Source organism: Aminobacter sp. J44 (assembly GCF_007829415.1).
In the GTDB taxonomy this organism is placed as follows: Bacteria; Pseudomonadota; Alphaproteobacteria; order Rhizobiales; family Rhizobiaceae; genus Aerobium.
The window spans coordinates 1-11076 of the sequence record NZ_VLJG01000062.1 but is presented as its reverse complement, the minus strand read 5'-3'; the positions used below and the strand labels follow the sequence as shown (position 1 = coordinate 11076).

Here is an 11076-nt window from a genome sequence, read left to right as displayed (position 1 = left end):
GCAACCCTGCGCTTCCTCCCGCCATACAGCCCGGACTTCAATCCTATCGAGAAGGCCTTCTCGCGCCTCAAGGCCATGCTCCGAAAGATCGGTGAGCGAACCGTCAGCGGCCTCTGGGACCTGATCGGCAGACTCGTCGATATCTTCCAGCCCGACGAATGCGCAAACTACTTCAGCTCGTGCGGATATGACCCGGAATGATCGAAAACCGCTCTAAACTGGTAAGGATGACGTTCGAGGTGATTTTCGTGGCTCGCGTTAGACTTATTCAGCATCTGCGGCGAGAAACCACCAGGTGGCGGCAATACCACCCACGGCGGCTAGCGCGAATAATAGTGGCAGCATGTCGATGTAAACCAGCGGCATGAAGATGAGCACCGCGAGCGCGCCCAAGCTCATTTGAAGACAACCTGCCAAGCCTGCCGCGCGCCCTAATGCACCCGGGACCGCGCCGATCGCCCCCGTCATGGCATTCGGAATTGTCAAGCCGTGGCCGAAGCTCATCGTTGAAGCAATCGCGAACAACATCAGATAGCTGAAACTGGATACCATTGCCAATAGTAGTCCTCCTGCGCCGCCGACCAACGTGATCGTCGTCCCAATCAGGATTAGTCGCTGCAAACCCCAGCGCGCGACAATACGAGTGGAAATAAGGTTGGCCAGCAAGAACGATATAGCAGGCACGGAGAACAAAGGGCCATACTGGGCCGGTGTAAGACCGAAACGCGCCGTCAACAGGTAAGGTGCACTATTGAGGAAAGTATGGTTTGCCGCGGACGCGAGGGCAATCTGCCCAGCATAGAGCCGAAATTTTGCCGACAGAAGTAGAGATTTGAAGCTTGAAGTAGGCGTCTGTGGTGGTGTTGGTGATGATCTCTCGACCTTTTGGGCAGCACTAAAAAGGACAACAAGACCCAGCCCTGCGAGAATAAGGAAGTTTGCGCGCCATCCCAGCGTCGTCTGCACCAAACCGCCTATGATTGGGGCGAGCATTGGAAGGACCATCATCCCCAGCGAGAGGTATCCAATAACACCCGCAGCTCGGCGTTCTGAATGGCGCTCGCGCAGGAGAGCACCCGCGGATACGAGTCCCGCTGACGCGCCGATCGCTTGCAGAAGCCGTCCGGCTAGAAATAGCGCGAGCGTCTGAGCGACAAAACATACAATGCTTCCTAAGATGAACAGGGACAGACCGACTAAGAGTGGCCGCCGCCTCCCAAATCGATCGGACAAGAAGCCAACAAACAATTGTGGAACAGCCAAGGCCAAAAGATAGGCTGCTTGCGAAAGCGCGGTCCCTTGCTGTGTCAAAACGAAATGCAATTGCAGCGCCGGCAAGGATGGGCCTATGAGCGTCATCCCGGTTATCCCAAGTCCTGCACCTGCTGCTAAAGTAATCATCAGGCTGAGCGAGAGGGGCTGTCCTGCAGCCTCTCTGGGTTCCCCTGTAATCATAGCCGTGCCTTGGACCATAAATTCTGCCGAAGATTAGCCGCGGCGGTCAAAGCCGGTATACCCTTGGGCTACGATGGTTTCGCAGCGATTTTCGTATGCATGGACACCCCCCGCATATGCCATAAATACGCGCGGTTTGCCCTCAACGTTTGCTCCCATGTACCACGAATCGGCTTCAAGAAAGAGGGTGCCTTCGACCGTCTTCGCAACCTCGGTGCTCCAAGCTTCCTGTGCCCACTCAGTCGGTTCGATAATCGTATGGCCTGCTGCCTCAAGGTCGGCGATACAGCGATCGATCCATTCGACGTGGTACTCGATGGAGACCAGCAAATTGGTAAGGATGGCGGGAGATCCAGGGCCCGTAATAGTGAACAAATTTGGGAAACCCGCGATCATTAGCCCCAAATACGAACTAGGGTGCTGTGACCAAACATCTTTTAGTTGCTTGCCTTGGCGTCCTCGGACATCAATGCGGCTGATCGCTCCTGTCCCGGCATCAAAACCCGTCGCGAAGACCAGATCATCGAGAAGATATTCACCCTCTGAGGTGCGCAATCCATCACCGGTGACACATTCCAGAGGAGTTTTCTTGAGGTCGACAAGCTTTACATTCGGCGAATTGAAAGTCTCGTAGTACCCAGTGTCGCAAGCAAGCCTTTTCGCACCTATAGGATAGCCTTTCGGGCACAAAGAGGCTGCTACTTCGGGATCAGTAACTATTTCTTTGATCTTCTGGCGGACAAAGTCCGCAGCGATCGCATTCGATTCTCGAGATACCATGAGGTCATCGAAGGCATTAAGGAAACTGGCGCCACCACCTTTCTCCCAGCCCCAACGCAGCGCAAATTCCGCATTGGCGAGTTCTGGCCCAGCATCGATTGCGTTAACCCCGAGCGAACGCGGCAAGATCGTGCCAGAGAATGTGCGTCGCGCAACGGCTCGCCGGTTTGGGTATTGAGCCTTGAACGCCTCATAGTCGTCATCCGTTAGTGGACGGTTGCGGGCTGGAACCGAGAAATTCGCGGTGCGCTGGAAAACGACCACCTCATCGGCGCGGCGTGCCAATTCTGGAACAGCTTGGATCCCGGATGACCCTGTTCCGATCACTCCAACGCGTCTACCGGTGAAATCCGGCTCCACTCTCGGCCACGCCCCGGTGTGATAGATCGCGCCTTTAAAATCAGAAATGCCGGGAAGATTTGGAACTGTCGGTTCTGACAGATTTCCTGTTGCCATAATACAAAATTGGGACTCGACGCTATCTCCCTTGTCCGTCTCCACGTACCAACGGCCCTTCGCTTCGTTGAAAGTTGCCGCAGTTACACGCTTCGTAAAGGATATGTCTCGCCGAAGGTCGAGCTTGTCAGCAATGTGCCGAGCATAAGCCCAGATCTCCGGCTGGGCAGAGAAGCGTTCGCTCCAGCGCCAGCCGGTATCTTCCGCCTCTGGAAACGAGTAACAGTATTGTAGGCTTTCAACGTCGCAACGCGCACCGGGATAACGATTCCAATACCAGGTTCCACCCACCTCGTCGCCACGCTCAAAAACGATTACCGAGCGTCCTGCATTACGAAGTCGGTGCAGCATATAAAGGCCGGCGAACCCAGCACCTACAATAACGACATCGTAGTATTTGGTTGTTTGGGTTGCTGTCATCGAATTCTCCAAGTCGGGCGGCGCAGCATTGGCTCTGCCCTTAGTATACTTTTTTACCAATTGGTATCTTTGCCAGATCTGGCCCCCCTCAGTGCGAGCGGGCCAAAGGTTCAATGCATCATCCGGCGGTCTTCTACCCGCCAAAATCGCGCCGGTAGATTTCAGACAGGACTAGCTTCTGAATTTTGCCGGTAGCGTTGAGCGGCATCTCATCAAGGATGATCACTCTTCGAGGCAGCTTGTAGCGTGCCAGCCTCCCATTGCAGTGTGCTATAATGGCAGCCTCATCGATCGTGTCGCCGGCTTTAAGCGTCACAAACGCGCAACCGGTTTCCCCCCATCGATTGTCCGGAATCCCGATAACTGCCGCTTGGCTGACTTGAGGTAAAGCGCACAGAACGTTTTCGACCTCTGCCGGATAAACGTTCTCGCCGCCGGATATGTACATATCCTTCCATCGGTCCACCATGTAAAGGAACCCCTCGGGATCCTGTCGCATAGCGTCGCCCGTCTTGAACCAACCATCCTCAAAGTTGGCCGCGTCTGCGGCTGGATTGTTCCAGTACCCGGGCGTTACTGTGGGCCCCTTGACCCACATTTCCCCAACTTCACCTTGCTGGGCATCGCGACCAGACTTAGTCACTAGCCGTGTCTTCAGGTTTAGGATCGGCTTACCGACCGACCCTATTCGCTCCACGAGCCTGTCTTCTGTGAGAATGCTTCCTGTCGTGCAAGTTTCGGTCATTCCCCACCCTTGTAGCAGGGTAACTCCCTTAGCCTGATAGATTTCCAGCAATGCGATTGGCATCGGAGCGCCGCCCGTCCCCATCACACAGTCGAGGTTGAACTGTGCTTCTACAAACTGCGGCAGCTCGGACATAAATGAAAAAGTAGTAGGTACACCCCAGCTGCGGTTTGCGCCAAGCTCGGGGTTGGTCAGCAAATCTAACAGTCGAGCTGCGTCATATCTCGGCATTACTATGACACTACCGCCGCTATACAGGACTGGGTTAGGAAACGCGTTCAGGCCGCCGATGTGAAAAGTCGGTAGAAAAGAAGCACAGACGGAAGCGGTTGAAAGCCTCGCCATCCAAGAGGTGTGTGTATTATTAAAGAACACCATCTTATAGGTGATCAGCGCGCCCTTTGGTTTCCCGGTTGTCCCCGACGTGTAAATTATTGTCCACGGGCTGTTCCAGTCGATATCTTCCGGTACAGGCGTTGGCGTTCCGGTTGTAGCCAGCGTCTCGTACTCCGAAGGGGCACCGCGGTCCGCACGCAGCAATCGCAAAGCCGGAAATGAGCGATGAAGGGCTTCAGCCTGCTGAGAAAACTCAGCAGAATAGATCAGTACGGTTGGCTTGGCTTGTGCAACAATCTCTGTCAGTTCTGGCACAGCTAGGCGCCAGTTCATGGGCAGGAACAGTGCGCGCAACCGCGGCACGGCAAACATAATCTCGAACGTGTCTGTGCTGTTTAACATCAGCGTGGCGACACGGTCGCCTGTGCCAATGCCCATCTCACGCAGGCCCGTTGCTACCCGTCCCGCTCGGCGCACAAATTCGCCGTATGTGAAGACACGCCCGGTTTCGTCCTCACGCAGCGCAATGGCGGCAGGGTTCATCCTCGCGTGAAATTCCGTCCAGTCTCGAAAAAACTCTGTCATAATTGCAGTCCTGTTCAGTCAGCCATGTCCCAAGGCCCGTTCAGGCTGAACCCGGCGTCAACGATTATGTTCTGACCGGTAATTCCCCTTGCAGCAGCGCTGCAGAGGAACCAGGCGGTTTCAGCGATCTCACTTGGTTCTAGAATGCGATCTTGCAGGGTCGCGGAGCGTAATTTTGCTTCAGAACGCTGGCCGCTCGCAAAGGCCATGACCAGCGGCTCTGTAAGAACATAGCCGGGAGAGATAGCATTGACCCGGATACCGTCGCCCCCCCATTCGCGCGCCAATTGCTTTGTAAGTTGCAACACGGCAGCTTTCGATGGTGCGTACCCGTGCAGTCGTAGCACGTTGGTGGCAGTCATTGAGCCGATATTCACCAATGATCCTCCGGCTCTACGCATTCGCGCAGCAAAAGCACGGCATATCAGAAAGGTGCCAGTCAGATTGACATCAACTACGTGGCGAAATTCTTTTGCCGTCAGCTCGTCGGGCTCAAGCATTGGGTGTGAAATCCCGGCTGAGTGAATGACGGCGGTGGGCACGCCATAACTGTCCACCCATTCCGTCAACAACCTGACATCCTCTTGATTGGAAACATCGCAAGCGAAGGCTGTTCCCGTCGTATTGGAGATATCGAGGTCGGCGATGAGCACTTTCCAACCGCCGTCGGCAAACCGTGTCGCGCAAGCGCGACCTATGCCCTTCGCTCCACCTGTGATGACCACAATCGGCTCCACCTCCCGACCCCCCTCGTCATGTTAAGGAACAATTCGCCGAATAATACTCGGGGGTAGCATAGGGATGCAATAGGTATTTTCTTCTTCCTCATGCTCAGGCCTCCCGGATGGATCCGCGGACTGCCCATTGACGCGGCAGCGTTTATACCCTTAGGTATGTTTAGTGATGTTAGGGTATATGCGGGAGACGTTGTTGCCGAGCCCTGAATTCGAGAAGTTGTATGCCGCGATGTCGGCCCAACCCCGGATTATTGCCACGGAGGAGGAACACCTCAGCCGCCTGACGGCCGTCCGGGCTGGAATGGAGCGAGCCGCGTCGCGAAATCAGTTACCCGGCGGGATGGTTGTATCAACAGTGGAGGGGGCGCCTCTCGCTGCCGAACTGCTAACACCGCAGAAGTCGAATGATCGTCGGATAATCCTCTATTTGCATGGTGGAGCTTTTACTTTTGGATCAATAGCCTCGCATCGCCACGTTGCCGCATGGCTCGCTGAGACTGCAGGCTGCCCAGCAATTATCGTGGACTATCCGCTTGCGCCCGAGCACCCCTTTCCGGCAGCCCCAAATGCAATCCTCTCATTCTACAATTGGGTTGCGGGACTGCCAGCCGCTGTTGCGCTGGCGGGGGATTCGGCTGGCGCTACTCTCGCCTTGGTAACGGCGATGGCCGCAGAAAGGGCACCACTAGCGCTATGTGCCCTGTCACCAACAGTTGATTTGGCAGCTTTCTTTGTTGACAGCGGCAGCAATACGGACCCATCGTTGGATGAGGGAACCATCAACTGGGCGTTCCGGAGTTATCTTGGACCCAACGATCCGTCGCATCCAAGGATCTCCCCAATCAACGGTGACTTGGACCGCCTGCCTAAGACTTTCGTCCAATACGCCAAGGCTGAAGTTTTTGCGCCTGCCGCTGAGCGCTTTGTGGGAAAATTGCAAGCATCGGGTTGCAAGGTGACAACGGACGCCTGGCCGGACATGTTTCATGCGTGGCAATGGTTTGCGCCGCGCTTGCCGGAGGCTCGGGAGGCGCTTGTACGGGCGGGCATGTTCTTGTTGGACGCCTTCGAAGAACGGGATGTTTAGGGTGGAAACGGCTATTATCAGCGGCGGCGCGCAGGGCATCGGCCTCGCAGTTGTCGAACTTCTGGCCCGGCAAGGGTATAGGGTTATTGCAATGGATCGCAATGACGCCGTGCATCAGCGCGCTGCCGAACTGAGAGCACAGGGACTCGCTGTTGAAGGATGCGTCGTCGATGTGACCAGCGCTGAGCAAGTGGATGAAGCGCTGGCCAGGATACAACGGATCGATGTTGTGGTGGCTGCCGCCGGTATCCTAATCCCAAAGCCAATTCCTGAGCAGACTGACGAGGATTTTCAGCGGACCTTTGATGTCAATGTGTTTGGGATGTTTCGGTTGGCGCGCCAAGCTCTGTCAAAGATGGGACAAGGAGGTCGTATTGTTATGATCGCTTCGCGTGGCGTTCTCGGCGACCGCAACAACGTTGCCTACATCTCTTCGAAGGCCGCTGTTGTCGGCATGGTGCGGGCGATGGCGTTTGAACTACGCGAACGCTTAATCTGTGTGAATGCGGTCGCACCGGGCTTCACCCAAACGCCGATGATAGAGGCGTTCGGGGCGGAAGGCATCGCAGCGGCCGCCAGTCGCGAGGCGCGCGGACGCCCCGCCGATCCTGCAGAAATCGCGCCAGCAATAGCATTCCTGGCTTCACCAGATGCAGCGCTAATTACCGGTCAGACGCTATTTGTGGATGGCGGAAAGTCACTTGGGGGTCTTGCTGGTCCAGTCTAGGCAAGAATTTCGTTGGGCAAATGAGGATCACGTCCGATGCGGTGGAGATGGATGTCATCGGATGGCGTGTCCATGAGCCGGAGATTCGATCGCTCCATCTCCGCGTGCGCGAGGAAACCTCTGGCTTTTAGCGCATTGTTAACCTTCACAATGTCAAAGAACTGGCTAGCCCAAAGGGGGCTGGTCGTAGTGGGCAGATGACGCCGCACGAGCAGCATGGCATCGTGAAAGCCGACCTTTGGGCGGCTCGCCAAGTGTGGCGAGCCGAGCCTGCCTTGTGCAGCGCCGTCCCCCCAGGTGATCGGTATGCTTCCCCTGCACAGCTGGCTGTACCAGTCGCTGAGCACTTCCCAGACAAGATTGCGGACGCCGGAGCTCATGCGCGGGTGCCCAATATATGCCGGGGGCCAGTTCCAGCATGCCTGATCCAAGGAACCCGCCGTACCGGCTCTCCACATCGCACATATGATGACAACCCCATGTTCCGGCCCCATGGTGCGGCGCTCGGCGAGCCACTGGGCAGACACCTCGTCGCGGGGAAGCCGCTCGCCCACGTCTCCGAGGAGTGGTCGCTAAACCTGTGCAGCGCTTCGAGTAGCTAGGCATCTATTTCCGACCTTGCGGTTGAAGTTGCTGACGGGAGCGTGGAGCGGCGCACCGGCGGACGCGGAAGGCTAGCGCCTCCGGCCGGGGGTTCCAGCTTTCCGGCATCGTCTTCGCGGCGAGATGGCCGAAGTCGAACATCAGCCCTTGTCGTCTAGCCCTTTTCGCCCCTGAGCCATGCAATCTCAGGCATTTCCCTCATTCTTCACCTTTGCGGCCGCCTATTCAGTGACAGGTCTGCTTGACCCAACTCGCGCGTAAGCTGATCAAAGTCAGCCTCCTCCGTGCAAATCTTTCAGGCAAATCCGTCATCCAAGCCGGTCGGGGGAGGGTTCCAACTCGAAGAGTCCTACGAGTCCATCGGCGAGCTCAACAACGTAGCTGCCGGCGATGTCTAGGTCATATTCCCACTCCCCGACACGTAGGCGAGCGTGCTAGCGGAAGCCCCTGGCCTGCCGTCGATGGTCATTGGGCTACAATATCGGCGCGCCATTCTGGAAAGGCATCGCCACAGCTGACGTGTGGGGAGCCCACGGCTCATCGCTGTGAATGACGAGAGCGGACCTTCTTGTTGCGCGGCACTATCCGTCACTGCCAACTGCTGCATCAGCTCGGAGGCACTTCCTGTCCCAGGTCCTTCAGCCAGTTACTCCTTCAAACGTCGTTTGAAAGGGTAATGTGGGGAACTCAGCAATCTTCTGACGAAAACGGATCAAACCATTAGCAGCGCTTCCAAGGCCTTCATCCCAGCGATGCTGGCCACTTGCTCCCGGGAATGCGGCCATCGCAATCAGGGCTCTCGCCGACTGCGGTTGCAAAGCTGCACACTATTCAAAGTAGTCCAGACGGTCCTCTGGCTAACATAGGGCAACCTCAGAGCGATGGCGGTGCGCCCTGCGTGCATGAGCTTGGGTACACGCCCCGCTCTGGTCGCTACGCGCGTGCTCCATGCAGATAGGTCTACCGACCTCAGCAAACCCCGTTTGCACCAGTAACGACATTCTCGAACTCTGAATCTCAACCTTCCAGAACTGAATCGTCTTTCCAGAACCCTGAATCGAACTACCGTAAGTTTTCTCAAATCGAATCAAATTGCCCACAAGTCGAACTACCATTTCCGCAACCTGAAATGCCTCTCCGGCAAGTGGAAACGCGCTATCCGCGATCTGCGTCGGTCTCTGCGCACTTTTGTTGGAAAACGGAAAACGCGGCAATACACTGACCTCGTCAACGCAATGGCAGCGATTGAACCTAAGTCCTGTCAAATCGAAATGAATGGGATCGAGTTGAAAAAATTTGCGGTAACTCGATTCAAGACTCTGTGCCACCGATTCAAAAATCCAAGCTGAACCGCGCCGGGATTGCCGGAGGCTCCCCCTCTTGAGAKTAAGGAGCCATCATGACGAAACGGAACGGCAATACCTATTCACCTGAAGTGCGCGAGCGCGCGGTTCGAATGGTTCTGGAACATCGAGGCGAGTATGCTTCGGAATGGGAAGCGATCAATTCGATCGCCTCGAAGATCGGCTGCACCGGCGAGACGCTTCGCGGTTGGGTGCGCCGTGCTGAGCGCGATGCAGGCATGCGCCCTGGGCCGACGAGCGCGGAGCTGTCGCGGATCAAGGAGCTTGAACGGGAGGTTCGCGAGCTGGACACCCGCAAAAACTGGGTCAACGTGTGCGGCGGCGCCCTGATGCCGGTGTGAGATCCAGTGCTTTCGGCAAGATTGGCCCTTCTGCTGCGGGCTGCTGCGCCAGGATCAGGCGCTTCCCGCACGTGCGGACGGACTCACGGCGTGGCGGGGCGCTTCTCGTGAAAGATCAGACGGTCGAAGTTGTAGGCCAGATTGGCCAGCGTCAGTTTGGCCTCAGCCCGGGCGATGCCGATGGTGCGGATGAACAGCCCGAAGCGGTTTTTCTGATGAGCAAAGACATGCTCGATCCTGGCGCGGACCGCCGACTTGGCAGCGTTGGCACGAGCCGTCGCTACCGGCATCGGCTTGCCCTTGGGCTTGCGTCGATGGATGCGGCTGGTCAGCATGCGATCGGCGAGCCAGGCCTCGTTGCTCTGTGAGCGGTAGGCGCTGTCGGCCCAAACTTCGCTGCCGGTGTTCTGCCGATCGATGACCTGGCGCAGCATGCGTCCATCGGGATGGGATGCCGAGGTGACCGCGGCGGCCCGGATGAAGCCGTAGCGTCGATCAATGCTGATGTGACTCTTGTAGCCGAATACCGGCAGCGCGATCATTGGCAGCGGCGTGCCGTCCGCCCGATAGCGCACCTTGCCGCCCACCTTGAGCGTCCAGCGCGCATCCGTGTCTTTCTGGGCCGCCTTGGCCGGCTCGTCGGGCCAGATCTCCGCGGCCGTCTTGCCGTCCTTGATCGCCTGCTGCTCGCCATCGGTGTTGCGCTGCCGGGGCGCCGGCACCAGCGAGGCATCCACGATCTGCCCCGACATCGGGATGTACCCCTTCTTGTGCAGTTGCCAGTCGAAGGCCTTCATCACCCGCTTGAGCGTGCCCGTCTCGGTCATGCGGTTGCGGAAATGGCGGATGGTGTTCTCATCCGGCGTCCGGTCCCCGAGTGAGAACCCCAGGAACCGCATCCAGCTCAGCCGATCACGGATCATGAACTCCATGCGCGCGTCCGACAAATTGTGCTGGGCCTGCAGGATCAGGATCTTGAACATGGCCACCGGATCGAATGGCGGCCGGCCACCCTTGCTGCCGTCGCTGTACCCCAGCCCCTCGACGAGCCAGCCGCGGAAGTACTCGAAGTCCACTGTCCGCTCCAACACCTCGAGCGGATCACCATGCTGGCTCAGCGCCTCAAGGTGATCGTTCAGGCTGAACAGCGACTGTGGGTCCATGATGATGCTCCATGATCAAGCATCGTCAATGAATCACGACAGCACCAAAGGCGCGAGGGTTTTTACGGGCGTCCAGCTTCGTCAGGCCAATGAGATCCTGCGCAAGGCGTCGGCTTATTTTGCGATGGCGGAGCTCGACCGCCCACTGAAGCGATGATCGCCTTTATCGACGCTCACCGCGATGCGTACGGGGTCGAGCCGATCTGCCGTGTGCTGCCGATCGCCCCGTCGACCTGGCACGAGCATGCCGCCCGGCGCGCCGATCCTTCCCGATTGC

At 57.3% G+C, this 11076-nt stretch carries 9 protein-coding genes, 2 pseudogenes and 1 other annotated feature; of the genes and pseudogenes, 5 read left to right on the top strand and 6 right to left on the bottom strand.

Features of this window, described 5'->3' with window-relative positions; genetic code table 11:
• A partial coding sequence (locus tag L610_RS17495; protein ID WP_144706630.1) for a transposase occupies window positions 1-201 on the top strand: 201 nt, incomplete at its 5' end.
• Between the two features lie 63 nt (window positions 202-264).
• Here L610_RS17495 and L610_RS17490 read toward each other — a convergent pair.
• From L610_RS17490 to L610_RS17475, 4 genes are all read right to left on the bottom strand, one after another.
• Window positions 265-1401, bottom strand: a complete 1137-nt coding sequence (locus L610_RS17490) for an MFS transporter (protein ID WP_256366564.1) — start codon at window positions 1399-1401, stop codon at window positions 265-267.
• Window positions 1402-1488: 87 nt separating this feature from the next.
• Window positions 1489-3111 carry an NAD(P)/FAD-dependent oxidoreductase gene (locus tag L610_RS17485; protein WP_144706626.1) on the bottom strand — a complete coding sequence of 541 codons (1623 nt, stop codon included), beginning with the start codon at window positions 3109-3111 and terminating at the stop codon, window positions 1489-1491.
• Window positions 3112-3244: 133 nt separating this feature from the next.
• A complete protein-coding gene (locus tag L610_RS17480; protein ID WP_144706624.1) occupies window positions 3245-4777 on the bottom strand; it encodes an AMP-binding protein in 1533 nt (510 codons plus the stop codon).
• Between the two features lie 14 nt (window positions 4778-4791).
• The gene (locus L610_RS17475) at window positions 4792-5514 is read right to left on the bottom strand and encodes an SDR family NAD(P)-dependent oxidoreductase (RefSeq protein WP_144706622.1); all 723 of its coding nucleotides are present in this window, start codon (window positions 5512-5514) and stop codon (window positions 4792-4794) included.
• Window positions 5515-5707: 193 nt separating this feature from the next.
• Here L610_RS17475 and L610_RS17470 point away from each other — a divergent pair, with 193 nt between their 5' ends.
• Together L610_RS17470 and L610_RS17465 are read left to right on the top strand one after the other, a co-directional pair.
• Window positions 5708-6601 carry an alpha/beta hydrolase gene (locus tag L610_RS17470; protein WP_186441584.1) on the top strand — a complete coding sequence of 298 codons (894 nt, stop codon included), beginning with the start codon at window positions 5708-5710 and terminating at the stop codon, window positions 6599-6601.
• A gap of 1 nt (window position 6602) precedes the next feature.
• Entirely contained in the window at window positions 6603-7328 is a 726-nt protein-coding gene (locus L610_RS17465) for an SDR family NAD(P)-dependent oxidoreductase (protein WP_210246026.1), read from the top strand.
• Here L610_RS17465 and L610_RS20270 read toward each other — a convergent pair.
• Window positions 7325-7708, bottom strand: a complete 384-nt coding sequence (locus L610_RS20270; RefSeq protein ID WP_186441582.1) for a hypothetical protein — start codon at window positions 7706-7708, stop codon at window positions 7325-7327. The two genes, L610_RS17465 and L610_RS20270, sit on opposite strands and share 4 nt — an antisense overlap.
• Window positions 7709-9330: 1622 nt before the next feature.
• Between L610_RS20270 and L610_RS17455 the strand changes: the two are divergent.
• A pseudogene (locus L610_RS17455) lies at window positions 9331-9582 on the top strand (transposase); the annotation flags it as partial.
• Between the two features lie 137 nt (window positions 9583-9719).
• Here L610_RS17455 and L610_RS17450 read toward each other — a convergent pair.
• The gene (locus tag L610_RS17450; RefSeq protein ID WP_371713068.1) at window positions 9720-10802 is read right to left on the bottom strand and encodes a transposase; all 1083 of its coding nucleotides are present in this window, start codon (window positions 10800-10802) and stop codon (window positions 9720-9722) included.
• Window positions 10803-10872: 70 nt separating this feature from the next.
• Between L610_RS17450 and L610_RS17445 the strand changes: the two are divergent.
• Window positions 10873-11076 (top strand): annotated as a pseudogene (locus L610_RS17445) (IS3 family transposase); the annotation flags it as partial.
• Window positions 10911-11027: a sequence feature (AL1L pseudoknot), on the top strand. Its footprint overlaps the pseudogene before it by 117 nt.